This window comes from Thermoactinomyces sp. CICC 10522, from assembly GCF_016055075.1.
GTDB classification, from domain to species: Bacteria; Bacillota; Bacilli; order Thermoactinomycetales; family Thermoactinomycetaceae; genus Thermoactinomyces_A; species Thermoactinomyces_A daqus.
In genome coordinates, this window is sequence record NZ_JAECVY010000001.1 from 449,031 (window position 1) to 474,913 (window position 25,883).

Genomic DNA, 25,883 nt, shown 5'->3' on the forward strand with positions numbered 1-25,883 from the left:
AGCTGATGGACAGCGCCTGAACCAGAGGGGGCGCTTTTTGTCTTTAACAGGAGGAACCATTTATGAAAATCGGATGTCATATCAGCGTCTCAAAAGGATTTTTTAACGCCGCCAAGCGGGCAGATGAGCTGGGAGCGAAATCATTTCAAGTCTTTACGAAGAATCCCCGCGGCCTAAAGCCGAAAAAGTTAAATGTAGTTGATGCGGACCGCGGGCGGGAATACTGTGAGGAGCAGGGAATTACCCTCGTGGCCCATACGCCGTATATTACCAATTTGTCCACGCCCAAAGAGGATTTGCAGGAAGTGACGATTCGCTCCATCAAGGAGGATCTTCGGATTGCGGAAGCTTTCGGGGCGGTTGGAGCGGTTGTCCATTGCGGAAAGCATGTGGGTGAAGGAGAAGAATTTGGCCGTGAGCGCATGGTCGAGACGTTAAATTTGATTTTGCGCGACTATGACGGGCCGACGAAACTGCTTCTGGAAAACACGGCTGGGCAAGGCAGCGAGTTGGGACTGACCATCCGCGAACTGACCGAGATTCGCAACCGGACGGACGAGCCGGAAAAGATCGGATTTTGTTTTGATACCTGCCATGCGTTTGCCGCCGGGATTTGGAATCACGATACGTTTGCAGAATTAGTCAAAGAGATGGAAGAGACCGGTTACCTGGAACATTTGACGGCGATTCACTTCAATGACAGCAAGGTTCCGTTTAACAGCCGGAAGGATCGCCATGAGAAGATCGGAAAAGGGGAAATCGGTGCTGATGCGCTGGCATTGTTCCTGAAAGCGCCGCAATTTGAAGGTCTTCCGGTCGTGCTGGAAACGCCGGTTGACGATGAATCGGAATATGGGGACGAGATTCGCTATCTTCACCAGTTGAAAAATTCATGAGAAAGTGAGAGATGCGAAATGGCTGCCGATGTGAACACCTGGCTTCACTCGCTCCCGCCGCTGGCGGCCTATCTGATCATACTGGCGCTTACGGCGATTATCTACAAAACGGCGTTTGCCGTCAGGCTTCCCGTTTTGAAATCGGTGCTGGTCTATGTTTGTCTGGCGGTGGGGTGCGGCTTACTGACGCTCTTTCACTATATGGACTTTCCGATGATCCCGGCTTTGGCGGTAACCGTGATCCTGATCGCCGTGACAAGGCTGAGATTGTACGCGGTTCGCAAGCAAAATGAAAGAGCGAAGACGGAAAAGATGCATTGAAAATGCCTTCAGGAGCAGAAAAGGGGTGGAGAAATTCCATGCAGCTGAAAGACGCGCTTTTTAATTGGTTGCAGATTCAAATTGTTTGGGAAGCGAGACCGAGTGACCGGTCTGCCCGGGATACCGCCTATTTTTTTGAGGAGATGCTGCGGGAAGACCATCAGGTGACCAACCTGGAGAAAACGGCGGAAAAAGACCGCTATGTCGTACAATACGAGCTGGATGGTCAGGTACATACCGAGTCGTTTGCGCGGGAAGCGGCGGAACAACTGATCAAGGATATCATGGCTGAACCAAAGTACAATCAAACGTTTACTGATTGATGTTCATCTTTTTTTCCTGCCGTTCAAGTGTTTTCTGTTTGATGCGTTCATGGCAGTCAGGGCAAATCTGAATCAGGTGCGGATGTTTTTTGATTTTCTTCTCCGTCCATTTGTCCGGTTTGAAACTCTGTTCACACAGGATACAAATCACTCTCATTCCGTATCTTCCTTCTTTTATTTTGTCCCTTTTTAAATGATCCAACAGTAAGTATACTACAACCGTTTTGGCATGGCACTGTTTTAACTTAACGAAAAAGCAAACAACGGAGTGAATTCGTTGTTTGCTTTTTCTTGATCGGCTTATCTGGCCGGTGCTTGTCTGCTCTGATTGAGGCGTTCCTGGTTCATCTTGTTTGGCGCCCGTTCGGTTCTTTCCGTTTCGCGGGAAGGTTGGGGTGCAATCCGGTTGGCGATTTCCGCCAGTTCATTCATCAGACCGCCGACCGGATGCCCTTGGCGAATGTGCTCACTCAACTCCCGAATGCGCTGGGTTAAAGCCGGGTCCGCGGTAACGAGTGCATTTGCTCCCAACGGATCCTCCTTGAGCGCTTGGGCAACCGTATATTTAATCGTGCCGACACGGCCGCGATCAAGTGTCGGGTCAAGCGCGATCCCCACCAAAGTGTATTTTCCCATCACAACTGCCGAAGCGCTTTTGACATTGGGAACCTGCATTGCCAGCTGTGCAAGCCGGTCCGCTTTCGCCTGCGGGGATTGATCCCGTTTCGGTTCGGGAGCGGTTTGCTTGACTTCAACGGTTTGCGGGATTTTTTTGCCCGACGGCGGAGCGGATTGATTCGCTGGCGGCTTGTTTTCCTGCTGACAACCGGTTAGGACGAGTAAAGCAGCAAGCAGGCCGATCCATTTCAGCTTCCAAGTCATCCGTTTTTCTTCCTTTCCGTTTTCATTTGTTCCTATTTTGTCCTGTTCCCCGGGCGGGCATGTACTCACTTTGAAGTCATTCCCCGTTCGGTGTAGAATGGGGGTTGAGGATCAGGACACTTTGGAGGTACATAAGAATGAAAATTGAAACGTTTGTGCTCGGACCGGCCATGACGAATGCTTATCTCATGTATGATGAGGAGTCAAAAGAGGGATTGGTGGTTGATCCCGGCATGGGGCCGGATTCCTTGCTTCGGCGCATTGGAGAATTGGGAATTGCCGTGAAAGCGATTTTATTAACCCATGCCCATTTTGACCATATCGGCGGGGTGGAAGAATTGCGTTCGCTGACCAAGGCGCCTGTTTATTTGCACCGCGCAGAAGCTGATTGGATGACGGAACCGCAAAAAAATGGATCCGGGCTGTTTCCGGGAATTCCCGCGATCGTCTGCGCTCCGGCGGAACACCTTCTTGACGGTGGGGAAACGCTTTCGCTGCTCGGAGAAACTTTTCGCGTATTGCATACACCGGGGCATTCGCCGGGCAGTGTCACGTACGTATGGGGTACCACCATTTTCAGCGGCGATGTGTTGTTTAAAAACTCGATCGGCCGTACCGATTTGCCGGGGGGAAGCTATGAAACTCTGATGCACAGTATTTCCGAAAAGTTGATGGATCTGCCGGAGGAGACGAGAGTCCTGTGCGGGCATGGGCCGGAGACGACCATCGGGCGTGAACAGATGCACAATCCTTATGTAACCGGATTGTTGTAAGAGGGTTATCCATCGCAAAAAAGTTAAATACTTGTGAAAAGGAGCGATTTCGTTCCATGATGTAATGAAGGAGCGTTTGTTGCATGAAATGGAGAAATGTGGTTGTTTTGTTGCTGATTGTCGTTGCGGTGGCCGGTACATTCTGGTTTTATTCGGCGAAAGGACAAGATGAGGCGGCCCTGCAAGTGGTTCATTGTCAGGGGGAGCCGCAGCCGGAAGAGGGATATTGCGCCCCGAACTTCAAACTGGCCACCCTCGATGGCCGGAGCGTCGAGTTGGCGCAAAACGGGGGCAAGCCGACGGTGGTGAACTTTTGGACGACGTGGTGCGGATATTGCAAGCAAGAGATGCCCTATTTTCAAAAAGCGTTCAATAGTTACAAAGACCGCGTCAACTTCATTATGGTCAATTTGACGGCGATGGAGCGGAAGCCGGAAGAGGTTTCCTCCTTTGTAAAACAAAATCACTTCACGTTTCCTGTTGCCATGGACCCTGCTAAAAATGGACAGACGGTGGGAATTGATCAGTATCATCTCTTCGGAGTGCCGGCTACTTTCATTGTGGGAAAAGACGGGAAAATCCTGCACAAATTTGTAGGCGGGATGAAGGAACAGGCGCTGTTTTCCATGATTGACGAACTGGCCAAATAAATGACCGCCGACAAAAGGGGAGAGAGTTCTGTGGAGCATATCAGCTGGTGGATCGCATTTGGAGCGGGGGTGCTTTCTTTTATTTCGCCTTGCACTCTGCCGCTTTACCCATCTTATCTATCCTACATCACCGGTGTATCAGTGGCTCAGCTCAAAGATGAAAAACGAAGCAGGGCCATAACCAGGACCGTTGTGTTTCACACACTTTTTTTTATATTGGGATTTTCCGTCATTTTCTATGCGTTGGGGTTTGGGGCCAGTCTGCTCGGAACGCTGTTCAGCCAGTATAAGGATCTGATTCGCATGCTGGGCGCCGTTTTGATCGTGGCCATGGGCTTGTTTGTGCTCGGTGTCTTTCAGCCGGCTTTTTTGCTGAAGGAGTATAAGTTGCAGACAACGAAAAAACGGGTCAGCTTTTTGGGATCGGTTTTGGTGGGGATGGGTTTTGCCGCCGGCTGGACGCCTTGTGTCGGTCCGATTCTCGCCTCGATTATTATGATGACCGCGCTTCATCCTGAAGTGAAATTGGCCTATTTGACTGCTTATACGCTGGGGTTTGCCATCCCGTTTTTTGTGATGGCGTTTTTTGTGGGGAGATTTCGCTGGATTTTGAAGTATTCGGCGGGAGTGATGAAAGTCGGGGGAGGATTGATGGTGCTGTTTGGCATTCTCCTCTATACGGATCAGATGTCCGCTTTGGCCAGCTGGTTGACAAGTATCACCGGATTTACCGGGTTCTGAGCGGTGTTCCCCGCCCCGGTGACCAAAACAGACAAAATCGATAATTTTTGTTACAATTTTGGGTGAAGACGGGTGAGATTATGAACAAAAAGACGCGATATTGGGTCCGCCGCGTGTTATTTCTCTTCATGGTCGCTTTGGTGGGAATCGCCTTATACCAGGCGATGAACCAGGATCAGGCCGACAAGCCGGAAGCAGGGGAGAAAGCGCCCGATTTTCAGCTGGAAACCCTGGACGGGAAACAGATGAAACTGAGCGATTTGAAGGGAAAAGCGGTTTTGCTCAATTTCTGGGGGTCCTGGTGTGATCCCTGCCGAAAAGAAATGCCTGTCTTGGAGCAAGCTTACGAAGAGTATAAAAACCGGGGCTTTACGGTTGTCGGCGTGAACATCGCGGAGACGAATGTAACTGCCTCCGCCTTCGCCCGTCAATACGGGCTGACGTTTCCCGTCCTGATGGACCATGACCGGGATGTGGTGGATTTGTACAAAGTCGGTCCCATTCCCACTTCTCTTTTGATCGACCCTGAGGGTAAAATTACAAAAAGGGTCGAAGGTCCGCTCATCCATGGACAATTGGAATTATATATTAACTCGGTTTTGCCGGGGCATTAGACTGGGAGGATGATATCATGGAACATTATAAAGATATTGAAGCGGGCGAATTCAGCCAGGTGGATGAATCGGAACGAAAAAAATACGTTTTGGTTGATGTGAGAACAAGTGAAGAGTATGAGGAGGGGCACATTCCCGGAGCGATCCACATTCCGCACGACGAGATGGAAGAGCGGTTCGCGGAATTGAATCCGCACAAAGATGAGAAGATTTTGCTCATCTGCCGGAGCGGGCGCCGCAGTGTCATCGCTGCCCATGTTCTACATAGCAAGGGGTTTTCGCAGCTTTATAACTTAAAGGGAGGAATGCTGGAATGGACGGGTCCCGTAACGAAGGAGTAACAGGCAAAACCATGCCTTTTGCCCGGACGGCCGATCAGGTTCTGGACTTGATCGGCGCTACTCCGGTCGTTCGCTTAAACCGGCTGGTGAAGCCCGACTGGGCAGAAGTCTATGTGAAGTTGGAAAAATTTAATCCCGGCGGCAGTGTGAAGGACCGCACGGCATACAATATGATTCGTGCCGCCGAAGAGAGCGGCCGGCTCAAGCCGGGGGCGACGATCGTGGAACCGACGAGCGGAAATACGGGGATCGGACTGGCATTGGTCGGGGCGGCCCGCGGTTACCGGACGATTCTGGTCATGCCGGATACGATGAGCAGTGAGCGGATCGGTCTGTTAAAGGGATATGGGGCCGAAGTGGTTTTAACCCCCGGACATTTAAGGATGCCCGGCGCGATTCGCAAGGCAGAAGAGCTGGCCAAAGAAATTCCCAATTCCTTTTTGCCTTACCAGTTCCAAAATGAAGCCAACCCGGAAGTGCATCGCCTGACGACCGGACCGGAGATTTGGGAGCAGATGGAGGGACGGCTCGATGCGTTTGTCGCAACGGCCGGAACCGGCGGAACGATTACCGGGACAGGGGAATATCTGAAGCAAAAACTGCCGAATTTGTTCATCGGCGTGGTCGAACCGAAAAACTCTCCCGTACTGGCGGGTGGTGAACCAGGACCGCACCAAATTCCCGGAACGAGTCCCGGTTTTATTCCACCGGTTTTAAATCAGGATATCTATGATGAAATCTTTCATGTTTCCGATGAAGAAGCCATCGAAACCACACGCAATCTGGCCCGCAAAGAAGCCATTTTGGTGGGCCCGTCTTCCGGTGCTTCGGTTTGGGCGGCACTCAAAGTGGCAGAACGCCTGGGGAAAGGAAAACGCGTACTCTGCATGGCGCCGGATACCGGTGAGCGTTATCTGAGCACTTCCGTCTTCGACTTTTCGGAACAGGAGTCATGATGGAAAATCCGCTTTTGGCAGAAATCCTCAAACAGATTGAAGAGAGCCCGGAGGGGAGAATTCCGTTTGCGCAATATATGGAGTTGGCCCTCTATCATCCCGAATGGGGTTATTATCAGCGTGATCGAGTAAAACTGGGACGTGAAGGCGATTTTTTTACCAATGCCCATGTGGGAGAGCTGTACGGGCTGGTACTGGGACGGCTTTATGCGAAGTGGATCCGGCGATTCGCTTCGGTTGGCGAATGGGCCGTAGTGGAGATGGGCGCGGGCGATGGCCGTCTGGCCGAACAGGTGGGAAAAGGGCTCTGCGATGCAGGCATTCCGCCGGAACAGATCCGCTTTCATCTGGTGGAAATAAGCCCGTTTCACCGGCAATCAGCCCGTGAACGTCTCGCTGCTTTGCCGGTTTCCTACTGCATTCACGGGCGATTGCCGGAAATTCCGCCCGTAAAAGTGGCTTTTATTTATAGCAATGAACTGGTTGACGCCTTCCCTGTTCATCGGATAAAAAAAGATGGGGGGCTGCTCCTGGAATCATGGGTGTCAAAAGGAGAAGATCGGAAACTGGCGGAAAAGTGGATTCCGCTTGGAACGGATTCCGCGGATCTGTTAAAATTGGGGAGCGATCTTCGCGACGGTGAGATGCTGGAGGTTCCGCTGGCAGCCCGCGGATGGCTGCAGGAAGTGGCCCGCTGGCTGAACGAGGGGATTTTGGTCACAATCGATTACGGTGCGTCCACCCGGGTTCTGAAACAAAAAAAGGGAACGCTCCGGGGTTACCGCAAGCATCGGGTGATTCCGGACATCCTGGAAACTCCCGGAGAAATCGATCTTACCTGTGATGTGAACTTTTCCCTGCTGGAGGAATGGGGGGAGTCGGAAGGGTTGATGATGGTCGCCAATCTTACGCAAGCCGAATTCCTGCTCCAAAGCGGAATCGCCGGGTTGTTGCCTGCGGCGGTGCCAACTGACCCTTTCAGCCCGGAGGCCAAACGGGTTCGGGCGATCAAACAACTCATCCATCCCCAGGCGATGGGAGAATCTTTCCGCATCCTGATTCAGTCTAAAGGATTAGAGATCAACCGTGGCCAAAATCTTTTTTAATCACGAGTGAAAGAGGTTGAAAGATGGTTATTAAGCCGAAATTTCGCGGATTTATTTGTACGACTTCGCATCCGGAAGGGTGTGCCAGGCAGGTTGCCAGGCAGATCGAATATACCAAAAGCCAACCGAAAATCAATGGGCCGAAAAAAGTGCTCGTAATCGGTTCTTCCACCGGCTACGGGCTGGCTTCCCGAATTGTGTCCGCTTTCGGGGCGGGTGCCGATACGATCGGCGTTTTCTTTGAACGGCCGAGCTCCGGTAACCGCACCGCGACCGCAGGCTGGTATAACTCCGCCGCATTTGAGAAAGAGGCGGCCAAAGCCGGTTTGTTTGCCAAAAGCATCAATGGCGATGCCTTTTCCAAGGAAATCAAGGAGCAAACGATCGACCTGATCAAAAAAGACTTGGGGCAGGTGGATTTGGTTATTTACAGCCTGGCTGCTCCCAAACGGGTTCATCCGGAAACGGGAGAGGTTTTCTCTTCCGTGATCAAGCCGATCGGGCAATCTTACACCAACAAAACGGTCGATTTTCACAGCGGACAAGTGTCGGAAACCACCATTGAGCCGGCGACTGAAGAAGAGATCCGCCATACCGTTGCCGTCATGGGCGGGGAAGATTGGAAAATGTGGATCGATGCATTGCTGAAAGCCGGCGTACTGGCTGAAGGAGCAACAACGGTCGCCTTCTCTTACATCGGTCCGGAAATCACCTATCCGGTATATCGCGAAGGAACGGTGGGACGGGCAAAAGATGATCTGGAAAAGACGGCGCATGATCTGGATGCCCAACTGAAGCAAATCGGCGGACATGCCTACGTTTCCGTCAACAAGGCCCTTGTCACGCAATCAAGCGCCGCAATTCCCGTTGTACCGCTTTACATATCGCTCCTTTATCAGGTGATGAAAGAAAAAGGCTTGCATGAGGGTTGCATCGAACAAATGTACCGGCTGTTTGCCGATCGTCTTTATGCCGGAGGAGAAGTGCCGGTCGACGGGCAGGGAAGAATTCGCATCGATGATCTGGAAATGAAGGAAGATGTGCAAAAAGAAGTGCTCAACCGATGGGATCGTGTTAATAACGAGACGCTGCGGGAGATTTCCGACATCGAGGGTTACCGCCGGGATTTCTTCCAGTTGTTCGGCTTTGAAACAGAAGGCATCGATTACGAGGCCGATGTCGATCCGGATGTGAAGATTCCAAGCATAGAGGAAAAATAAGGAAATGAAGAGAGCCAGTTTGATTCGACTGGCTCTTTTTTGCAAATGAAAACGGCAGGCAATCGCCGGAACCCGGAGAGAAGAAAACCGGATCAAACCCGGAGGGGCATGAGGGCACTGGCATGGCATCATGGACTTTTACAGAAAAATAGCTCCCGCAGTGAATGGGAGCCGTGAAGCATTAATGCATCATAAATGTCGAATACCATACCATCCCGCAAAAAGAGACAAACATGTACCCGCCGAACAGATACATGTAAGTTTTTTCTGTAAACTTCATGTAGCCAAAAGCAATAAACAGAATCGTTTGCACAATAAAGAGGATGGCGGGAATGTACATTTGCCCTGCCAGGAACATCAGCGAGATGACAAGCGTCCAAAATCCCAGGACCCGAAACATTTGATCCATCTGCCCTACTCCTTTCTATGTATTTCCTTCAAGGCAATCCCATTTCACCGAGATTTCAAAATTATTATACCCTCAGCGGCGATTCGCTATCAAGCAATGCGGAAAGGATGTTCATAATGCAGACACTTGTTGTTCACAAACAGAAGCAAACCGGTTGGATTCGCTTTCATCGGCCTGATGTCCGCAATGCGGTGAACCTTGCCATGATCGGTGAATTGGAAAGCGTTATCAGGGAATGGAAAAACGACCGGAACCTGAAGGCGATCGTATTTTTGGGAGATGAGAGAGCTTTTGTCTCCGGAGGCGATGTGTCCGAGTTTCACCAGTGGACCAAGAAGGAAGAGATTTTTCCCGTCATGCGCCGCATGGGAGCACTGCTGGAAGAGATTGCGCGGCTTGAGCTGGTGACGGTGGCGGCCGTGGAAGGGTTTGCCGTCGGAGGAGGGTGTGAAATTGTGGTCAGCTGTGATTTTTGTCTGGCTTCCCCCAAAGCGAAGTTCGGCATGATTCAGGTGAATCTGGGAATCACGACCGGTTGGGGCGGCGCCGGCCGTTTAATGCGGAAGATCGGTCGAACCCGGGCATTGGACTGCCTGTTAACCGGACGGATCTTAAGCGGAGAGGAAGCGAAGGAATGGGGGATCGTCGATGCGCTGCTGCCGGAGGATGGATTCAGAAGCCATGTGGAAAGCTATGTCGAGAAGTTGACGAAAGCGCCTGTTTCCGTCATTCGGGCGTATAAGCAGGTGGCTGACAAGATAGAGAGAGAACGGGAACAAGGCACATATGAATTGGAGGCAGAGCATTGCGCCGTCTGCTGGGAATCCGATGAACATCGACTGGCGGTAGAATCCTTTCTGAACCGAACCAGAGCAAAAAAAGAATAATCCGTGGCGAAGAAAAACGGCCGGGAAAACCATGTCATCGTGCGTGAAAGGTCAGGTATACTTCCACTTCCAGCTGGTAATAAAAATTAATAGATCCATATACTATGATTTATATCATTTGCATACAGTTAAGTGAAGGAAGTTTTGCGAGTCCTTGCAGGAGGATAGGAGGTACCGTTATGGCTGTAAAGCGCCAAGATGCCTGGACGCCTGAAGATGACATGGTGTTGGCCGAGGTGACCCTCAGGCATATTCGCGAAGGAGGAACACAACTTTCCGCTTTTGAAGAAGTAGCGGAAAAGTTGGGCAGAACTCCGGCTGCCTGTGGTTTTCGTTGGAACAGTACAGTGAGAAAAAAGTATGAGGCTGCAATTCAGATTGCCAAGTCCCAACGGCAAAAAAGATCCCAGGAAAGGGGGCGATCGGCCTCGCTGCGGATGAAAAGCGGTGCGCTTGCCGGGGAGGATCTGGCTTACTCCATTGAAAATATCATTCGCTTCTTAAGGCAGTATAAAAATGAAGTGACCGAACTGAAACGGCAGCAAAAACAATTGGAAAAAGAGCTGGAGGAACGGGAGCGGCAACTGAAAAAACTGGAACAGGAAAACATGGAAATGAAAGACCAGCTCAACCATGTGCAAAGCGATTATCGCCTTGTCAACGATGACTACCGCACCCTGGTACAAATTATGGAGCGGGCCCGTCGCATGGCGTTGCTCGGTGAGGAAAATGATGAAGAAGGGAAGTTCCAATCGGAAGAGAGCGACAATCTGCAGCATGTGGATAAATAGCCGGATAAAGAAAGACCCGCATTAAAAGGCGCATGTGGGTCTTTTTTAATCGGTTTATTCTTTCAGGCCTACCCCGGGCGGAAGCCACACATACGGGCTTTCCCCGCGATCGCGCTCAGGGTTGTAGCGAACGGGTTGGAAACCCATTTTTCTCCAAAATGAATCAGAACGGTTGCGGGCATTGGTTTTAATCGGCAAGAACAAGCTTTTTGCGTAACTGACGAGCGCATGTCCAAGTCCTTGCCCGCGGTATTGCGGCAACACTTCCAGTTTCCAAATTTCATAATAGTCCTGGCTGGGATGAAAATACCAGTCATATTTGGCGCTGACCCGATATAAGCTGATGCGGGCGGCCAGCTGACCGTCGCGGTAAATGCCGTAGAAAGGGGACTGACTGTTATTTTCTACGATGTTGGCTTCCAGATCTTCCAGCATGGAAAGCTCAGGGAGTCCGTATTCGTTGAATTTTTGGAACTCCTCCAAGGTTTTGTAATTGATCTTCAACTGCTCGACTTTCAAGGGTTCCATGCTTTTTCCCCCTTTGATACCAAGAGTTTTACCAGAGTCAACTTTATTTTAGCATAAATGGCCGAATGATTTGGGAAGGACAAAAATTATTTATTGTCGAACATTATGATGAATAGGATTTTATATCTTTATCATTTAACTTTATGCTGGGAATGAGGTGGGCTATGTCAATCCGAAAAGTGTTAGTCGCCAATCGCGGAGAGATCGCCTGTCGGATTATGCGCACATGCCGGGAACGAGGGGTGAAGACCGTCGCGGTTTTCTCCGATGCGGATCGGGATCTGCCCTTTGTGAAGATGGCTGATGAAGCCGTTCCGATCGGCCCGCCGCCGGTCGCACAGAGTTATTTGAAGGTGGAGGCCATTTTGCAGGCGGCAGAAAAGACCGAGGCGGACAGCATTCATCCCGGTTACGGCTTTTTATCGGAAAATGCCTCCTTTGCCGAGCAGGTGCTGAAAGCAGGACTGACCTGGATTGGGCCGAAGCCGTTCACCATTGCGCAGATGGGAGATAAAGTGACGGCCAGACAAACGATGATCGAGGCAGGGGTTCCGGTGGTTCCCGGCAGCGGTGCTTTATCCTCTGCGGAAGAAGCGGTTCGACTGGCGCGGGAATGGGGCTATCCTGTCATGATCAAGGCGAGCGCCGGCGGGGGCGGAATCGGTATGCATGTTTGCCGGGGAGAAGAAGAGCTGCGTTCTGTCTTTTCATCAGTCAAACAAAAGGCGCAGGCTTATTTTGGCGACGGGAAGCTGTTCCTGGAAAAATGGCTTCCGCGGGCCCGCCACGTCGAGGTGCAGATCGCCGCCGATGCGTTTGGCAATATACTCCACCTCTATGAGCGGGAGTGTTCGGTTCAGCGGAGAAACCAGAAAGTGATCGAGGAGAGCCGTTCACCGTCCATCAGGGAGGAAACGAGACAAAAGCTGTACGATGCGGCGATTCGGGCCGCCAAAGCTGTCAACTATCTGGGATTGGGAACGGTTGAATTTATCCTCGATGAGTCCGAGCAGTTTTATTTCCTGGAAATGAACACGCGGTTGCAGGTGGAGCACCCGGTAACGGAAGCGATCACCGGCTTTGACCTGGTCGCTTGGCAGCTCGACGTGGCCGAAGGGAAACCGTTTAAGTTAAAACAGGAGGAGATTCCGCTTCAGGGACATGCGATCGAGTTCCGCCTTTATGCCGAAGACCCCGTGCGCTTTTATCCTTCGCCGGGCAAGCTGAACGCGTTTCAATTTCCCGCGGGGGACGGCATCCGCGTCGATGCGGGGGTGGAAGAAGGGAATACCGTTTCCCCGTTTTATGATCCGATGATTGCCAAATGTATTGTAAGCGGTTGCAACCGGATGGAGGTGCTTCAGCGAAGCCGGTTTGCCCTTGAGCGTTTTCGGGTTGAAGGCATCAGAACCAATCTCCCCCTTTTGCTGCGCATTTTGGAGCATCCTGATTTTGTGCGCGGCCATTATCATACTGGATTGATTGCGGATTTAAAAAATGAATGAGGTGAAGAGAATGGCAGAGGTTACTGCGAGCATGGCAGGTACTGTTTTATCCGTGTTGGTGGCACCGGGGGATCGCGTTGAAGCCGGCCAGGATGTAGTGATTTTGGAATCGATGAAAATGGAGGTGCCCGTGCAGGCGGAACAGGGAGGAATCGTGAGCGAAGTCAAGGTGGAAGAGGGTTCTTTTGTCGGAGACGGAGAAGTTCTGCTCGTGCTGAGCGTGGAAAGCTAGAGGTGGCTTTCAATGGAGGTAAAAATTGTTGAAGTCGGCTTGCGTGACGGATTGCAAAATGAAGCGGTGATCTTGCCGACCGATGCGAAAAAAATTCTTGTCAAGAAACTAATTGCCGCAGGGGTGAGGGATATTGAGGTCACCTCGTTTGTTCACCCCAAGTGGGTGCCGCAGCTTGCCGATGCGGAACAACTGGCCAGTGAACTCCCTTCCAATGCGGCTGTTGTCTATCGAGCGCTCGTTCCAAATCGCCAGGGGCTGGCGCGCGCGCTGGAGACAAAAGTGGATGAATTTGCCGTTTTCATGTCAGCCAGCGAGGCACATAACCGCAAAAATATCAACAAGAGCATTGCAGAAACCTACCCGGTTCTGGAAGAAGTGACCAAATTGGCCAAACAACAAGGGAAGAAAGTTCGCGGCTATGTTTCCACCGTGTTTGGATGCCCATATGAAGGAGATGTGGACATATCGCAAGTGGCAAAAATATGCGAACGGTTGTTTGCGATGGGGGTTTATGAAATCTCTTTGGGCGACACGATTGGTGTGGCCACCCCCAATGATGTGAAAAAAGTTCTCAAGGCACTGCTGAGCCAGTTTCCGGCCGAAACGCTCGCCGGCCATTTTCATGATACAAGAGGAACGGGGCTGGTCAATGCCTATGTGGCTCTGGAATTGGGCATCACCACATTGGACACTTCCTTCGGGGGAATGGGGGGCTGCCCTTATGCTCCGGGTGCTGCAGGCAATCTGGCGACCGAAGACTTGGTTTATACATTGGAGCGAATGGGCGTCAAAACAGGCATCGACCTGGAGCGATTGTGTGATGTGAGCCTGACCGCCCAGCGGATTCTTGGGAAAGCGCTTCCTTCCAAGGTGCTGAAAAGCTATGTGGGAAGCAAAAAACGAAAAAGTTAGGAGGAGAAGGATGCCTTCAATTTTGCTTGAGAAGAAAGAGGGCTTGGCCATTGTAACGATCAACCGCCCCGAAGTGCACAACGCCCTGAACCGGACCGTATTGAGCGAACTGGCGCAGGTGACGGAAGAATTGGCAAACGACCGGCAGACGCGTGTTGTGATCATTACCGGAGCAGGGGAGAAAGCATTTTCTGCGGGAGCGGACTTGAAGGAGCGGCGTACGATGTCGGAGGACGAAGTTCGTCACTTTATCAGGCTGATCCGCGATACATTCACCAAAATTGAGCAAATGCCGAAGCCGGTCATCGCCGCGGTCAACGGAGCCGCTTTCGGCGGGGGAACGGAACTGGCTCTGGCCTGCGACCTTCGTATCGTTGCCGAACATGCCATGCTGGGGTTGACCGAAGTTTCGCTCGGCATCATTCCCGGGGCCGGAGGGACGCAGCGCCTGTCGAGACTCGTGGGAAAAACGAAAGCAAAAGAATGGATCTTCACAGCCAGGAAGGTGACGGCAGCGGAAGCAGAGCGCTGGGGTCTGGCCAATCAGGTAACGCCCCGGGGGAAAACGCTGACAACGGCGATCGAGTGGGCACAAGCGATCAAAGAGAATGCACCGCTGGCCTTGGCTCAGGCCAAATTGGCCATCGACCGTGGTCTGGAGACCGATCTGGAGACGGGTCTTCTGTTGGAAACCAAGGCATACGAGACGCTGATCCCGACAAAAGACCGGCTGGAAGGGTTGGCCGCCTTTAAAGAAAAAAGAAAACCACGCTATACTGGCGAATAGAAGCGGGGAGGGATCCGAAATGAAAGAGACATGGTCCGAGGAATTGAAGGAAAGGATTGAAAAAATTGAGGCCGGCGGTGCTCCGAAATATCATGAAAAACTAAAGCAGCAGAAAAAACTGTTTGTACGGGACCGGCTGCGGTTGCTCTTTGATGATGATGTTCAGCTGGAAGACGGAAAGTTCGCCAACTTCATGGCCGGGGACTTGCCGGCAGACGGAGTGGTGACCGGGATTGGCCGGATTCACGGCCAAACGGTATGCGTGATGGCCAATGATTCAACAGTCAAAGCCGGATCGTGGGGGGCCCGCACAGTCGAGAAAATCATTCGCATCCAGGAAACGGCAGAGAAGTTGCAGGTTCCGATCATTTATCTGGTTGATTCCGCCGGGGCGCGCATCACCGACCAAATTGAAATGTTTCCCGGGCGCAGAGGGGCGGGACGGATTTTTTATAATCAGGTGAAACTTTCGGGCATGGTTCCGCAGGTCTGCGTTTTGTTCGGCCCGTCGGCAGCCGGTGGTGCTTATATTCCCGCCTTTTGCGATATCGTCATCATGGTGGACAAAAATGCCAGCATGTATCTGGGGTCGCCGCGGATGGCGGAAATGGTGATTGGCGAAAAGGTGACATTGGAGCAGATGGGAGGCGCCCGCATGCATTGCTCCGTGAGCGGCTGCGGTGATGTGCTGGCATCGAGCGAAGAAGAGGCGATCGCCGCGGCCAGGCGTTATCTGAGCTATTTTCCGGCCAATTATCTCGGTAAACCGGCGATGGCAGAACCGAAGCAGCCGTCGCCGGAAGCGCGACCCATTGCCGAAATCGTGCCGGATCATCAAAATTCGCCTTTTGATATGCTCGAACTGGTTCACAGCCTGGTGGATGAAGGTACTTTCTTTGAAATCAAAGCTCTGTTCGCCCGTGAACTGATTACCGGCTTCGCCCGCTTGAACGGACGGGTGATCGGGGTGGTGGCCAATCAGTCCAAAGTGAAAGGCGGCGTTTTGTTCGTCGATTCGGCCGACAAGGCTGCCCGCTTTATCACGCTGTGCGATGCCTATCAAATTCCGCTCCTGTTCCTTGCCGATGTACCCGGGTTTATGATCGGAACCCAGGTGGAACGGGCCGGGATTATCCGTCACGGGGCGAAGATGATTGCGGCTATGTCGGAGGCGACGGTTCCCAAAATCTCTGTCATCGTGCGCAAAGCGTACGGAGCGGGTTTGTATGCCATGGCCGGCCCCGCCTTTGAACCGGATGCCTGCCTCGCCCTGCCAACGGCGCAGATTGCCGTGATGGGGCCGGAAGCGGCGGTCAATGCGGTTTACAGCAATAAAATCGCTGAGTTGGAGGAGCCGCAACGAACCCGATTTGTCATGGAGAAACGGGAGGAGTATAAAAAGGATATCGACATCTATCGTTTGGCGAGTGAACTGATCGTCGATGATATCGTTGCTCCCGAGCGGTTGCGGGATGAGCTGATTGCCCGCTTTGCCGCATATGAATCGAAACAGATGACATTCAGCAAACGAAAACATCCTGTCTACCCGGTCTGACAAGAAAAGGAGCCCTGCCCGGCTCCTTATTTTAAAAGGGGCATGTCCATCCGTTTCCTTCCCTTCCGCCGGGCGAAGATGTACCCATGGGGCGGACATAAATGCCGGAGTCGGGAAAGGGGCGATTTTTTTGTGGGAAACATGCTGGAGCAAGAGGTGAAAAGATGAAATATGTAATCGGGATCGATCTGGGAACCAGCAGTGTCAAAACGATTTTGGTCAATCAAAGGGGAGAGGTTTGCGCGGAGGTTTCCAAGAATTATCCGCTGATTCAGATGAAATCCGGCTACAGCGAGCAGGATCCGGAGGAATGGGTCGGGCAAACGGTATCGGCCTTGTCCGAGCTGCTTTCCCTTTCCCGCGTCAACCCCGCAGATATTGAAGGAATCAGCTATTCCGGGCAGATGCACGGGTTAGTGCTGTTGGATGATCACCATCAGGTGTTGCGTCCGGCAATTCTTTGGAATGACACGAGAACCACTGCGCAGTGTACAGCAATTGCCGAGGCATTGGGAGAGGATTTGCTGCGGATCACAAAGAACCGCCCGTTGGAGGGATTTACACTGCCCAAAATTTTATGGGTAAAGGAGCATGAACCGGAAATTTTCAAGAAGGCCCGGGTATTTCTTTTGCCCAAGGATTATTTGCGGTTCAGGATGACCGGAGTGATCTGCAGCGATTTTTCGGATGCGGCCGGGACGTTGCTTTTGGATGTGGCGGAAAGGAAATGGAGTGCGGAGATTTGCCGCCAGTTGGGAATTCCGCCGGAGATTTGTCCTCCTCTTGTGGAGTCCCACGAATTTGTCGGCACCTTGCTTCCTGAGATTGCGCAGCTGACCGGGTTGCGGAGGGGGACAAACGTTTTTGCCGGCGGGGCGGATAATGCTTGCGGGGCAGTCGGGGCCGGAATTTTATCGCCAGGAATCACGCTGTGCAGTATCGGAACATCCGGCGTCATTCTGTCCCATGAAGATCAGAAGGAGCGGGATTTCAAAGGAAAAGTGCACTTTTTTAACCATGCCAAAGCCGGTTCCTTCTATGCTATGGGCGTTACCCTTTCCGCCGGTTACAGCCTGAGCTGGTTTAAAGAGACTTTTTTCCAAAATGAAACGTTTGAAGGATTGTTGCAAGGTGTTAACGAGGTTCCGCCCGGTTCCGGCGGGCTGCTCTTCGCTCCTTATCTGTTTGGAGAGCGAACACCGCACGCCGACTCGGCGATCCGGGGCAGTTTCATCGGAGTTGATGCGGCTCATCGCAAAGAGAATTTTGTGAGGGCTGTTATGGAGGGGATCACGTTTTCGCTACATGAGACGATCCGGATTTTCCGAAGTGAAGGAAAAGCGATTGACCGGATCATCTCGATCGGCGGAGGAGCCAAAAACCAATGCTGGCTGCAAATGCAGGCGGATATTTTTGGCGCCGAGGTGATCAAACTGGAAAGCGAGCAGGGACCTGCTTTGGGTGCAGCTATGCTGGCGGCATTCGGTTGCGGCTGGTTTGCATCGCTCGAGGAATGTGCAGAACAGTTTATCCGCCCGTCTTCGGCGTTTTATCCGCAATCGGAGGCAGTGAAGAAATACCAGGCGCTCTTTGAGATTTATCAGGAAATTTATGCGAAAACCAAAGGGATCTGCCATGCCATGCAGTCTCTGAAAACGTGGTAAAAAGGAAAGCGTGGAAACGATCTTCCGCAGATAATCTTTGGTTGAGCCGATTTGCCTGTGCCTGTTGAAGAGAGGGAACAGTAAAGACAAATGACGGTTTGGGGATGCGATTTGACAGTAAATGCCCTTTGCTCCATATACGGCAAAGGGCTTCAGCTAGTTGACCACTTCCGGCAGTCGTTTAAGTAATTGGCATGTTTTCTTAACGGACGGATCAGCGTTTTCCTCCGGATTTTACTTGCATCCGGGGGTTGTCAGGTTTGACATGAATATATCTGTGCCTGTAAGGCTACTTTTGTTATACTCAAATGGAAGAAACGAGAAATCTGCCTTGGGCAAAAGAAATGGAGCGTGAATAAAATGCGGGTGGCTATTCTGGGGTCCGGTTCACTGGGACTGCTGTGGGGAGCGCGAATGCAGCCGCTTTTCGGGGAAAATCTGCTTCTGTTGACTAGAACAAAGGATCAGGCAGAATTGCTGAATCGCGAAGGAATCCGCTTTATCGGCCAGGGCGGAGAAACGGAACAACGTGCTTGTCATGCCGTATGCAGTGATGAGATGCCTGAAGGGAAGATCGACCTGTTGCTTGTCATGGTCAAACAAACGCATTTGTCGGCCGTTCTTCCTGTGATTCAAAAAGGAACTCACCCGGAATCGCAAATTATTTTTTGGCAAAACGGATTAGGGCATCAGGAGAACATTGCCCGACTGACAGATCGCCCTTGGACTTATCTGTCGGTGACCACCGAGGGGGCATTGAGGGAAGGAGACAACGTGATTCGCGGAACGGGAAGGGGAGAGACGTCCATCGGTTTATATCCCCCGTCAGAGGAAAAACCTCACCCTCTGCTTTTGCGCTGGATAAACATATTGAAGGAGCAAGCTGGGTGCAACATCCTATATGATCGGCAAATATTGCATAAGATATGGGGAAAGCTGGCTGTCAATTGTGTGATCAATCCACTGACGGCGCTTTACGGGGTGAAAAACGGAGCACTCCTCTCACCCGAGTATCAAGCGGAGTGGAAAGAGATTTTACATGAAGTGGTTTTGGTGGCGAACCGGGAGGGAATTCCCTTATCCTATGCGGATCTGGACGAGAAGGTGAAAAGCGTCTGCAAACAAACGGCAGGAAACTTTTCGTCAATGCTGCAGGATGTCATGAGGGGGAATAAGACGGAGGTCGATTTTATCAATGGGGCGATTGTACGGCTTGGCCGGAAACACCGGATCGATACACCGGTCAATTTGCGTCTTGTGAATCTGATCCATGAAAAGGAAGAACAAATGTTATAATAAGAAAGGTTGAGCAGCGAAAAGCAATCAAACTGTTATCCGTACATGAAGCCGGGCTTTCGGTTTGCCATTGATCGTGGAGGGGGTATTTTGGCGCGTTCAAAGCGGTTTTTTTCATTTGAAACGTTTGTCCTGGCAATTATATTGGGTACGGTGGATGCCATTTTGGTCACACCGGTTTTGCCATTTATCATGAAGGAGTACGGATTGCCCATCCATTGGACGATATGGGTGATCTCCCTATATATGGCTTTTTTCTCTTTTTCGCTTCCAGTCATGGACAGCTGGGCGGTGAATACCAGCCGCACAAAGGTGTTTATTCTCTCGGTCGCTTTTCTGGCGTTTGGGTCACTGACAGCGATTCTGGCGAAAAAATGGGTTTGGTTTATGTGGGGAAGGGTAATTCAGTCTGTCGGGGCCAGCGGGCTGGTTCCATGCGTTTCCGTCTATGCCCGCCGTTTTTTGAACCGCCCCGGCAAATGGGGGAAGCGGGTCATCCTGTTCGGACTGGGATTCGGGTTTATTCTCATGCCTTTGCTTTCCGTTTCCTTCGCGCATGAACTGGGATGGCGTTCAGTCTTTTTTGTCCACCTGCTTTTACTCCTGTTGCTCCTCCTGATTGTCAGGCGATGGAGCCTGCCCGATCAACCGGGGCGGGTAAAAGGAGCTTCGGGTGAGTCGATTCTTTTCTTCGGACTGACGATCCTGTTTTTGATGACGGCGGTGTCCAGTACCGATTTTTTGGAAGGCCTGCCCGCTTTTTTCGACCGGGATGTTCTTCCCTTATGGATTGTGGCCATCGGCATGGTTGTCCCTCTGTTTATGGTGGAACGCCAGGAGAGACAGCCTTTTTTTGACCCCCACCTGTTTGCCCACTGGCGGCTCTGGCTGTTATATTTACAAGTGGCGCTGTGCGGCTTTGCCTGGGTGGCCCTGCTTTTGGTGCCGGTATGGCTGGTTCGGGTGACCCGGTCGAATGATTTCGGCATCGGGGCACTGCTCTCTTTCATCCTGTTCTGTGTATTGTTTTCGCTGCCGCTGATACACGGTCTGACCCGCAAATGGAATTTAAGGCGAACCATGTCGCTCGGATTCAGTCTGGCGGCGGTTTCCTATCTCGTTCTGGCTTTCGGAAATCACGGGATTTGGTTCTTTTCCGCCTTGGTTATGCTGGGATTCAGTTTCAGCTTTTCATTGGTTGCCCCTGTACACCAGTTTTTATTTTCCTGGGTGTCGCCGAGGCAGATTCGGAATGGATTAACGGCTTTGGGGATGTTTCGCACGGCGGGCGGGGCCATCGGCTTGACGGCGCTGGCGAGGCTGTTCAGCTCATTTAGTATCAGGTCGGCGGTTTTGACCGATCCGTTGAAGAGAGCGGCCGAGAGCAATATGCTTTTGTTTGCTGCGGGCGTGTCGTTGCTGGGGCTGGTTGTCAGTTTGTTGTTGCCTTTAAATAGACAGAAAGAGGTATAAGTCATTTCAGCTGATCATTTTGTTCATGATATACTATAAATGTAGGTTTTTAAGCTTATTTTGAAGAAGGAGTTCCATATGAAGCTGGAAACCATTAACGTTCAAGAAGGAACGGGTTTATTTCATTCTTATCTTGAAAATGAGGCATTTGTTCGTTCCTTTTATGCATATACACCCTGGGAGAAGGAAAGCATCAGCAAACGCGTTTCCTACCTGGATCAAATGCGGCCTGGGCTGGCTGCACCGCGCCTCAGATTAGTTGAGGCGCTTCAATCTTATCTGGAACCGGAGCTGTCTCATCCGGCGGTTATCCGCAATCTGGAACGGTTGAAAAATCCGGACAGCTTGGTTGTGATCGGCGGTCAGCAAGCCGGTCTGTTAAGCGGTCCCCTTTATACGATCCACAAGGCGATCACCGTTATCCAATGGGCCCGGCGGGCTGAGGAAATGCTGAACCGCCCGGTGATCCCTGTCTTTTGGATTGCCGGCGAAGATCATGATTTTGAGGAGGTCAATCATATTTGGATTGATCACCCGGAGAACAAATCGCGCAAAGTGAAACTGGAAGTTAAAGGGAAACCGAAACAGCCGGTCTCTGCTTACGTTCTCACCCCGGAGGAAACCCATTCCTGGCTGGAGTCGCTCGCACGTCTGCTGCCTGATCATGAGCATAAAAAAGAGTGGCTTGACAGAATGAAGCAATTGATTGGGGAGCCGCTTTCGTGGACCCGTTTTTTTGCGAGAGTGATGCACGATTTCTTCGGAAAATGGGGGCTTGTGCTCATCGACTCGGCGGACCCGGGGCTGAGGAAACTTGAAAGCCCCTTTTTCAGGGAATTGATTATGAAAAGCCCCCGGCTGCTGCAACACGTTGCCGAAAAAACGATCATGCTGGAGCAGTGGGGATTCCCGGCTCCGGTCGAGCTGAAGGACAATCAAGCCAACCTTTTCATCCTGATTGACGGCGAACGCTATCCGTTGTACCGGGAAGGGGAGGTCTGGCAGGCAGGAGAAACGGGTCACCGCTTTACGGAAGCAGAATTGCTCCATCTGGCGGAAACGGCCCCTGAACGATTCAGCAACAATGTGATCACAAGGCCGTTAATGCAAGAGTATCTGTTCCCGGTTCTCTTTTTTGTCGGAGGGCCCGGTGAAATTGCCTATTGGGGAATACTGCGGGAAGCTTTTCGCGAAATGGGGCTGGAGATGCCCATTGTGCTGCCGCGTGAACAGTTGACGTTAATCGACCGGCTGGCGGAAAAGCGAATCAATGATTTTTCCCTGTCTTGGATGGATGTTTTCAGCCGTCTCGAAGAAAAGAGGGCCCAATGGCTGGAAGAAAGAAAGCCTCCGGAGCTGGAAAGCCGGTTTTTGCATGCCAAAGAGTCCATTCAGGCTCTCCACCGCCGGCTGACCGATGAACTGGCTGGGGAAATCGGCATGAATATGCGGGAGATGGGCCGTAAAAACGAGGAGAAGGTTTTGGCGCAGATAGACTATTTCTACCGCTTTGCCAAAAAAGCGATCGAAACGAAGCACGGGGCAGGCTTACGTCAATGGGATGAGCTGATTGCCTCGGTCAGGCCGGACAGGAAACCGCAAGAGCGGGTCTATAATGTGATTCAGTATTGGAACTTATACGGGATCAACTGGATCGATGAATTGGTGGAAACATCTTTCGTTGACATTGATCGAGCTTTGCGGCATCATTTTGTTATCTTGTAAAATCGCCGTTTCAGTTTTGTTATCTCATACATAAGGGGGATTATGATGAATCCTGTGGAAAAAAGCATAGTTCGCGATCTCAATCTGGCTCCGAATGGCCGCCTGAAAATGGACTGGGCCCGTGAGCACATGCCGGTCTTGAATCGGCTGCGTGAACGGTTGTCGGCAGAAAGACCGCTCGCCGGGCAAAAAGTGGCGATCTCGCTTCATCTGGAAGCAAAAACAGCTTGCCTGGCGGAACTGATTCGCGATGCAGGCGCCGATGTTGCTATTACGGGGAGCAATCCGCTGTCCACACAGGATGACATCGCTGCTGCTCTCGCTGTATCGGGGATTACCGTCTTTGCCAAATATAATCCGAGCCCGGAAGAATACAAAGATCACCTGATCAAAACATTGGAAACGAAACCGGATCTGATTATTGACGATGGCGGGGATCTTGTCAGCATTCTGCACTCGGAACGTCCCGATCTCCTGGAAAACGTCAAAGGAGGATGTGAAGAGACGACCACCGGAATCCTGCGCCTCCGTTCGCTGGAAAAAACGGATGAGCTGCGATTCCCGATGGTGGCCGTGAACGACGCATACTCCAAATTTTTGTTTGATAACCGTTACGGTACCGGGCAGTCTGTCTGGGATGGGATCAATCGCACCACCAACCTGGTCGTTGCCGGCAAAACAGTGGTTGTCGTCGGCTATGGCTGGTGCGGACGCGGTGTGGCAATGCGTGCGAAGGGGCTTGGCGCGCAGGTGATCGTCACTGAAGTGGATGCGATTAAGGCGACGGAAGCCCATATGGACGGCTTTATTGTGATGCCGATGGCAGAAGCGGCGAAGTTCGGGGATTATTTCGTCACCACCACCGGGAACAAAGGAGTGATCAGCGCTGATCATTTCCACGTGATGAAGCCAGGTGCGATTTTGGCCAATGCCGGTCATTTCAATGTGGAAATCGATGTGGCGGCATTGGAACAAATGGCGGTCAGCAAACGGGTGGTGCGGAAAGATATCGAGGAGTTTTTGCTGCCTGACGGGCGCAAGTTGTATCTCCTGGCCGAAGGGCGTCTTGTCAACCTGGCGGCGGGCGACGGTCATCCGGCGGAAATTATGGATATGACTTTTGCCCTGCAAGCCCTTTGCCTGTTGTATGTGCATGAAAACCATGACAAAATCGGGCGCAAAGTGATTGATGTTCCTTACCAGATTGATGAACAGGTGGCCCGGTATTTCCTGGAGGCCAATGGAATCCGAATCGACCGTCTCACCGAAGAGCAAGAGAAATATTTGGCCAGCTGGCAGTTATAATTTATCCAAAAAATGGCAATAAACTTCTGGAATCCTGCACGCGGGTGCAGGATTTTTTAATGGGCGTGTGGTATAATTAGCAATGTGGTGGGAAGTGGAGGGAAGTGGTGAAAAGGGGGAGCGAGGGGAGGCAAACTGGCATGTTCATGGGTGAATATCGACACAACATCGACGATAAAGGCCGATTGATCGTGCCTGCCAAATTTCGCGATGGATTGGGCGAAACCTTTGTGATCACCCGTGGACTGGATCAGTGCCTATTTGCATACCCCGGCTCAGAGTGGACACAATTAGAGCAGAAACTTAAATCACTTCCATTCACGAAAGCTGACGCACGCAAGTTTACCCGTTTCTTTTTCTCTGGAGCATGCGAAGTCGAGCAGGATAAGCAGGGAAGGATCAATATTCCCGGACATCTGCGAGACTACGCCAAGCTTAAAAAGGAATGCGTGATTATCGGGGTTTCCACCCGTGTGGAAATCTGGTGCAAAGAGCTGTGGGAGGACTATTACAGCAGCTCGGAAGAGTCTTTTAATGAAATTGCGGAAAGCATCGTGGATTTGGATTTGTAAATGAAGGATGTATGAATGTGTTTTTGCATGAAACGGTACTTAAAGAAGAAGCAGTAAATGGACTTCGCGTTAAACCGGATGGCATCTATGTGGATTGTACCCTGGGCGGTGCCGGGCACAGCAGGATGATCGCCGAGCGGCTTCAACCGAATGGGGTTCTGATCGGCCTTGATCAAGACCAGATGGCACTGGATCACGCCCGGAAGCGGCTTCAGGATGCGCAATGCCGCCTTCATTTGGTGAAAAGCAATTTCCGCTTCCTGGATCAAGTGATAAAAGAGCTGGGATACGACCATGTGGATGGATGTTTGTTTGATTTGGGCGTTTCTTCGCCCCAATTGGACATTGGCGAGCGCGGATTCAGTTACCAGCACGACGCACCGCTCGATATGCGAATGGATGAAACAAGTGAGCTCACCGCCTACACCATCGTCAATGAATGGTCCCAGGAAGAGCTGACACGGATTTTGTTCGAATATGGAGAAGAAAAATTTTCTCGGCGAATTGCCAAAGAGATCGTAAACACAAGAGAAAAAATGCCGATCTCAACCACTCATCAACTGGTAGAAGTGATCAAACAAGCGATTCCTGCACCTGCAAGGAGAACAGGTCCCCATCCAGCCCGCCGTACTTTCCAAGCGATTCGCATAGCCGTAAACGATGAACTCAACGCCTTTGGAGATGCGCTGGCAGCTGCACTCCGAGTGCTCGGCCCGAACGGGCGAATTGCCGTGATCACCTTTCACTCATTGGAAGATCGGATTTGCAAGAAGTTTTTCCAAAAACATGCACAAGGATGTATATGCCCGCCTGATTTTCCGGTTTGCACATGCAATCAAAAAGCGGATTTGCGCATTATTACAAAGAAGCCGATTTTGCCGTCCGCCGAAGAAATAGAGAGAAATGCGAGAGCGCGATCGGCCAAATTGCGCATAGCAGAGAGAATAAAAGAGGGTTAAAGGAAGCTGGCAGTGTAAGGAGGATTTATATAATGAGAGAGGATCGTTTTCAAGCTGCAACGGCCCGTCCGCTCGAGAAGCCTTACACAGAAACAAAAAAGAAACGGGCAACATCTCCGAGCAAAGCACTCCCGGTCGGGGAGAAAATGCTCTATTTGTTCAGCGTGATCATATGCGTCGCTTTGGCGGTCTCCGTTCTGTCGAGATATGCCAAGGCGACAGAGCTAAATGTGGCCATCCGCAATACGGAACTCGAGATTTCCCAGACACAGAAGGAAAACCTTCAGTTAGAGTCAGAGATTCTGAAGTTGAAAAGTGTGGAGCGCATTCAGCAGTTTGCCGAAAGCAAAGGGCTCCAGTTGACCGCTCCAAAATATTTGCCTTCGATTCGGCCGTAGCCGGATAACGGCAGCGAACAAACCAAACTGACGCTAGTCGAAGATGGGAGAGGCTGAAT

30 protein-coding genes are annotated in these 25,883 nt (G+C 51.5%); 26 read left to right on the top strand and 4 right to left on the bottom strand.

What is annotated here, in order from left to right; all coding sequences use genetic code 11:
- Positions 1-62 precede the first annotated feature (62 nt).
- The 3 genes from I8U18_RS02355 to I8U18_RS02365 are packed head-to-tail and all read left to right on the top strand — an operon-like array spanning position 63 to position 1,540.
- Entirely contained in the window at positions 63-896 is an 834-nt protein-coding gene (locus I8U18_RS02355) for a deoxyribonuclease IV (RefSeq protein WP_033100216.1), read from the top strand.
- Between the two features lie 18 nt (positions 897-914).
- A complete protein-coding gene (locus tag I8U18_RS02360) occupies positions 915-1,217 on the top strand; it encodes a YlaH-like family protein (protein ID WP_033100217.1) in 303 nt (100 codons plus the stop codon).
- Between the two features lie 38 nt (positions 1,218-1,255).
- Positions 1,256-1,540: a hypothetical protein gene (locus tag I8U18_RS02365; RefSeq protein WP_033100298.1), complete on the top strand. Its 285-nt coding sequence runs from the start codon at positions 1,256-1,258 to the stop codon at positions 1,538-1,540.
- Here the strand turns inward: I8U18_RS02365 and I8U18_RS02370 are convergent.
- A complete protein-coding gene (locus tag I8U18_RS02370; RefSeq protein WP_081943748.1) occupies positions 1,530-1,697 on the bottom strand; it encodes a DUF2197 domain-containing protein in 168 nt (55 codons plus the stop codon). The two genes, I8U18_RS02365 and I8U18_RS02370, sit on opposite strands and share 11 nt — an antisense overlap.
- Positions 1,698-1,840: 143 nt before the next feature.
- On the bottom strand, positions 1,841-2,422 hold the full coding sequence (locus tag I8U18_RS02375) for a YhcN/YlaJ family sporulation lipoprotein (protein WP_198064443.1): 582 nt from the start codon (positions 2,420-2,422) through the stop codon (positions 1,841-1,843).
- 137 nt (positions 2,423-2,559) lie between these two features.
- Between I8U18_RS02375 and I8U18_RS02380 the strand changes: the two genes are divergently transcribed.
- The 8 genes from I8U18_RS02380 to fabV all read left to right on the top strand — a co-directional run bounded on the left by I8U18_RS02380 (position 2,560) and on the right by fabV (position 8,823).
- On the top strand, positions 2,560-3,195 hold the full coding sequence (locus I8U18_RS02380) for an MBL fold metallo-hydrolase (protein WP_033100218.1): 636 nt from the start codon (positions 2,560-2,562) through the stop codon (positions 3,193-3,195).
- 83 nt (positions 3,196-3,278) lie between these two features.
- Positions 3,279-3,845: a TlpA family protein disulfide reductase gene (locus I8U18_RS02385; RefSeq protein WP_033100219.1), complete on the top strand. Its 567-nt coding sequence runs from the start codon at positions 3,279-3,281 to the stop codon at positions 3,843-3,845.
- A 30-nt stretch (positions 3,846-3,875) separates the two neighbouring features.
- On the top strand, positions 3,876-4,586 hold the full coding sequence (locus I8U18_RS02390) for a cytochrome c biogenesis CcdA family protein (RefSeq protein ID WP_198064444.1): 711 nt from the start codon (positions 3,876-3,878) through the stop codon (positions 4,584-4,586).
- Positions 4,587-4,666: 80 nt separating this feature from the next.
- The gene (resA, locus tag I8U18_RS02395) at positions 4,667-5,200 is read left to right on the top strand and encodes a thiol-disulfide oxidoreductase ResA (RefSeq protein WP_033100221.1); all 534 of its coding nucleotides are present in this window, start codon (positions 4,667-4,669) and stop codon (positions 5,198-5,200) included.
- Positions 5,201-5,217: 17 nt separating this feature from the next.
- A complete protein-coding gene (locus tag I8U18_RS02400; RefSeq protein WP_220184961.1) occupies positions 5,218-5,541 on the top strand; it encodes a rhodanese-like domain-containing protein in 324 nt (107 codons plus the stop codon).
- A gap of 11 nt (positions 5,542-5,552) precedes the next feature.
- The gene (cysK, locus tag I8U18_RS02405) at positions 5,553-6,497 is read left to right on the top strand and encodes a cysteine synthase A (RefSeq protein WP_033100300.1); all 945 of its coding nucleotides are present in this window, start codon (positions 5,553-5,555) and stop codon (positions 6,495-6,497) included.
- Positions 6,497-7,603, top strand: a complete 1,107-nt coding sequence (locus I8U18_RS02410; RefSeq protein WP_198059154.1) for a class I SAM-dependent methyltransferase — start codon at positions 6,497-6,499, stop codon at positions 7,601-7,603. Before cysK ends, I8U18_RS02410 begins: the two co-directional genes overlap by 1 nt.
- A 23-nt stretch (positions 7,604-7,626) precedes the next feature.
- Positions 7,627-8,823, top strand: coding sequence for an enoyl-ACP reductase FabV (gene fabV, locus I8U18_RS02415; protein ID WP_198055641.1), 1,197 nt, complete (start codon positions 7,627-7,629; stop codon positions 8,821-8,823).
- 181 nt (positions 8,824-9,004) lie between these two features.
- Here the strand turns inward: fabV and I8U18_RS02420 are convergent, their stop codons facing one another.
- Positions 9,005-9,232 (bottom strand): DUF2626 family protein, encoded by a 228-nt coding sequence (locus I8U18_RS02420; protein WP_033100225.1) that lies wholly within the window; start codon positions 9,230-9,232, stop codon positions 9,005-9,007.
- Positions 9,233-9,348: 116 nt separating this feature from the next.
- Here I8U18_RS02420 and I8U18_RS02425 point away from each other — a divergent pair, with 116 nt between their 5' ends.
- Together I8U18_RS02425 and I8U18_RS02430 are read left to right on the top strand one after the other, a co-directional pair.
- The gene (locus tag I8U18_RS02425; RefSeq protein WP_052154057.1) at positions 9,349-10,119 is read left to right on the top strand and encodes an enoyl-CoA hydratase/isomerase family protein; all 771 of its coding nucleotides are present in this window, start codon (positions 9,349-9,351) and stop codon (positions 10,117-10,119) included.
- 179 nt (positions 10,120-10,298) lie between these two features.
- Positions 10,299-10,910: an RsfA family transcriptional regulator gene (locus I8U18_RS02430; RefSeq protein WP_033100226.1), complete on the top strand. Its 612-nt coding sequence runs from the start codon at positions 10,299-10,301 to the stop codon at positions 10,908-10,910.
- A gap of 54 nt (positions 10,911-10,964) precedes the next feature.
- Here I8U18_RS02430 and I8U18_RS02435 read toward each other — a convergent pair whose 3' ends face one another.
- Positions 10,965-11,438: an N-acetyltransferase gene (locus I8U18_RS02435; protein ID WP_033100227.1), complete on the bottom strand. Its 474-nt coding sequence runs from the start codon at positions 11,436-11,438 to the stop codon at positions 10,965-10,967.
- 170 nt (positions 11,439-11,608) lie between these two features.
- On the opposite strand from I8U18_RS02435, the gene I8U18_RS02440 reads away from it, so the two are divergent.
- From I8U18_RS02440 to ftsL, 13 genes are all read left to right on the top strand, one after another.
- Positions 11,609-12,943, top strand: a complete 1,335-nt coding sequence (locus I8U18_RS02440; protein ID WP_370589218.1) for an acetyl-CoA carboxylase biotin carboxylase subunit — start codon at positions 11,609-11,611, stop codon at positions 12,941-12,943.
- A gap of 10 nt (positions 12,944-12,953) precedes the next feature.
- Entirely contained in the window at positions 12,954-13,175 is a 222-nt protein-coding gene (locus tag I8U18_RS02445) for an acetyl-CoA carboxylase biotin carboxyl carrier protein subunit (protein ID WP_033100228.1), read from the top strand.
- 12 nt (positions 13,176-13,187) lie between these two features.
- Positions 13,188-14,090, top strand: a complete 903-nt coding sequence (locus I8U18_RS02450) for a hydroxymethylglutaryl-CoA lyase (RefSeq protein WP_033100229.1) — start codon at positions 13,188-13,190, stop codon at positions 14,088-14,090.
- A gap of 10 nt (positions 14,091-14,100) precedes the next feature.
- The gene (locus I8U18_RS02455) at positions 14,101-14,877 is read left to right on the top strand and encodes an enoyl-CoA hydratase-related protein (RefSeq protein ID WP_198055643.1); all 777 of its coding nucleotides are present in this window, start codon (positions 14,101-14,103) and stop codon (positions 14,875-14,877) included.
- A 19-nt stretch (positions 14,878-14,896) separates the two neighbouring features.
- The gene (locus tag I8U18_RS02460) at positions 14,897-16,432 is read left to right on the top strand and encodes an acyl-CoA carboxylase subunit beta (RefSeq protein WP_033100231.1); all 1,536 of its coding nucleotides are present in this window, start codon (positions 14,897-14,899) and stop codon (positions 16,430-16,432) included.
- A gap of 164 nt (positions 16,433-16,596) precedes the next feature.
- Positions 16,597-18,096: a xylulokinase gene (gene xylB / locus I8U18_RS02465; RefSeq protein ID WP_198055644.1), complete on the top strand. Its 1,500-nt coding sequence runs from the start codon at positions 16,597-16,599 to the stop codon at positions 18,094-18,096.
- A 360-nt stretch (positions 18,097-18,456) separates the two neighbouring features.
- Positions 18,457-19,392: a ketopantoate reductase family protein gene (locus I8U18_RS02470; protein ID WP_052154058.1), complete on the top strand. Its 936-nt coding sequence runs from the start codon at positions 18,457-18,459 to the stop codon at positions 19,390-19,392.
- 90 nt (positions 19,393-19,482) lie between these two features.
- Positions 19,483-20,865 (top strand): MFS transporter, encoded by a 1,383-nt coding sequence (locus I8U18_RS02475; protein WP_198064445.1) that lies wholly within the window; start codon positions 19,483-19,485, stop codon positions 20,863-20,865.
- Between the two features lie 78 nt (positions 20,866-20,943).
- Entirely contained in the window at positions 20,944-22,590 is a 1,647-nt protein-coding gene (gene bshC, locus I8U18_RS02480; protein WP_198064446.1) for a bacillithiol biosynthesis cysteine-adding enzyme BshC, read from the top strand.
- A 45-nt stretch (positions 22,591-22,635) separates the two neighbouring features.
- The gene (locus I8U18_RS02485; protein ID WP_033100234.1) at positions 22,636-23,895 is read left to right on the top strand and encodes an adenosylhomocysteinase; all 1,260 of its coding nucleotides are present in this window, start codon (positions 22,636-22,638) and stop codon (positions 23,893-23,895) included.
- A 140-nt stretch (positions 23,896-24,035) separates the two neighbouring features.
- Entirely contained in the window at positions 24,036-24,467 is a 432-nt protein-coding gene (mraZ, locus tag I8U18_RS02490) for a division/cell wall cluster transcriptional repressor MraZ (RefSeq protein ID WP_033100235.1), read from the top strand.
- An 11-nt stretch (positions 24,468-24,478) separates the two neighbouring features.
- Complete coding sequence (gene rsmH, locus I8U18_RS02495) at positions 24,479-25,426, top strand: 16S rRNA (cytosine(1402)-N(4))-methyltransferase RsmH (RefSeq protein WP_181735410.1); 948 nt, start codon at positions 24,479-24,481, stop codon at positions 25,424-25,426.
- Between the two features lie 32 nt (positions 25,427-25,458).
- Entirely contained in the window at positions 25,459-25,824 is a 366-nt protein-coding gene (gene ftsL / locus I8U18_RS02500) for a cell division protein FtsL (protein ID WP_052154060.1), read from the top strand.
- Positions 25,825-25,883 lie beyond the last annotated feature (59 nt).

Bases quoted from the DNA above. Each gene is read 5' to 3' on its own strand.
- I8U18_RS02355 (WP_033100216.1), top strand. From the start codon at position 63: ATGAAAATCGGATGTCATATCAGCGTCTCAAAAGGATTTTTTAACGCC.
- I8U18_RS02360 (WP_033100217.1), top strand. From the start codon at position 915: ATGGCTGCCGATGTGAACACCTGGCTTCACTCGCTCCCGCCGCTGGCG.
- I8U18_RS02365 (WP_033100298.1), top strand. From the start codon at position 1,256: ATGCAGCTGAAAGACGCGCTTTTTAATTGGTTGCAGATTCAAATTGTT.
- I8U18_RS02370 (WP_081943748.1), bottom strand. From the start codon at position 1,697: ATGAGAGTGATTTGTATCCTGTGTGAACAGAGTTTCAAACCGGACAAA.
- I8U18_RS02375 (WP_198064443.1), bottom strand. From the start codon at position 2,422: ATGACTTGGAAGCTGAAATGGATCGGCCTGCTTGCTGCTTTACTCGTC.
- I8U18_RS02380 (WP_033100218.1), top strand. From the start codon at position 2,560: ATGAAAATTGAAACGTTTGTGCTCGGACCGGCCATGACGAATGCTTAT.
- I8U18_RS02385 (WP_033100219.1), top strand. From the start codon at position 3,279: ATGAAATGGAGAAATGTGGTTGTTTTGTTGCTGATTGTCGTTGCGGTG.
- resA (WP_033100221.1), top strand. From the start codon at position 4,667: ATGAACAAAAAGACGCGATATTGGGTCCGCCGCGTGTTATTTCTCTTC.
- I8U18_RS02400 (WP_220184961.1), top strand. From the start codon at position 5,218: ATGGAACATTATAAAGATATTGAAGCGGGCGAATTCAGCCAGGTGGAT.
- cysK (WP_033100300.1), top strand. From the start codon at position 5,553: ATGCCTTTTGCCCGGACGGCCGATCAGGTTCTGGACTTGATCGGCGCT.
- I8U18_RS02410 (WP_198059154.1), top strand. From the start codon at position 6,497: ATGGAAAATCCGCTTTTGGCAGAAATCCTCAAACAGATTGAAGAGAGC.
- fabV (WP_198055641.1), top strand. From the start codon at position 7,627: ATGGTTATTAAGCCGAAATTTCGCGGATTTATTTGTACGACTTCGCAT.
- I8U18_RS02420 (WP_033100225.1), bottom strand. From the start codon at position 9,232: ATGGATCAAATGTTTCGGGTCCTGGGATTTTGGACGCTTGTCATCTCG.
- I8U18_RS02425 (WP_052154057.1), top strand. From the start codon at position 9,349: ATGCAGACACTTGTTGTTCACAAACAGAAGCAAACCGGTTGGATTCGC.
- I8U18_RS02430 (WP_033100226.1), top strand. From the start codon at position 10,299: ATGGCTGTAAAGCGCCAAGATGCCTGGACGCCTGAAGATGACATGGTG.
- I8U18_RS02435 (WP_033100227.1), bottom strand. From the start codon at position 11,438: ATGGAACCCTTGAAAGTCGAGCAGTTGAAGATCAATTACAAAACCTTG.
- I8U18_RS02445 (WP_033100228.1), top strand. From the start codon at position 12,954: ATGGCAGAGGTTACTGCGAGCATGGCAGGTACTGTTTTATCCGTGTTG.
- I8U18_RS02450 (WP_033100229.1), top strand. From the start codon at position 13,188: ATGGAGGTAAAAATTGTTGAAGTCGGCTTGCGTGACGGATTGCAAAAT.
- I8U18_RS02455 (WP_198055643.1), top strand. From the start codon at position 14,101: ATGCCTTCAATTTTGCTTGAGAAGAAAGAGGGCTTGGCCATTGTAACG.
- I8U18_RS02460 (WP_033100231.1), top strand. From the start codon at position 14,897: ATGAAAGAGACATGGTCCGAGGAATTGAAGGAAAGGATTGAAAAAATT.
- xylB (WP_198055644.1), top strand. From the start codon at position 16,597: ATGAAATATGTAATCGGGATCGATCTGGGAACCAGCAGTGTCAAAACG.
- I8U18_RS02470 (WP_052154058.1), top strand. From the start codon at position 18,457: ATGCGGGTGGCTATTCTGGGGTCCGGTTCACTGGGACTGCTGTGGGGA.
- bshC (WP_198064446.1), top strand. From the start codon at position 20,944: ATGAAGCTGGAAACCATTAACGTTCAAGAAGGAACGGGTTTATTTCAT.
- I8U18_RS02485 (WP_033100234.1), top strand. From the start codon at position 22,636: ATGAATCCTGTGGAAAAAAGCATAGTTCGCGATCTCAATCTGGCTCCG.
- mraZ (WP_033100235.1), top strand. From the start codon at position 24,036: ATGTTCATGGGTGAATATCGACACAACATCGACGATAAAGGCCGATTG.
- rsmH (WP_181735410.1), top strand. From the start codon at position 24,479: ATGAATGTGTTTTTGCATGAAACGGTACTTAAAGAAGAAGCAGTAAAT.
- ftsL (WP_052154060.1), top strand. From the start codon at position 25,459: ATGAGAGAGGATCGTTTTCAAGCTGCAACGGCCCGTCCGCTCGAGAAG.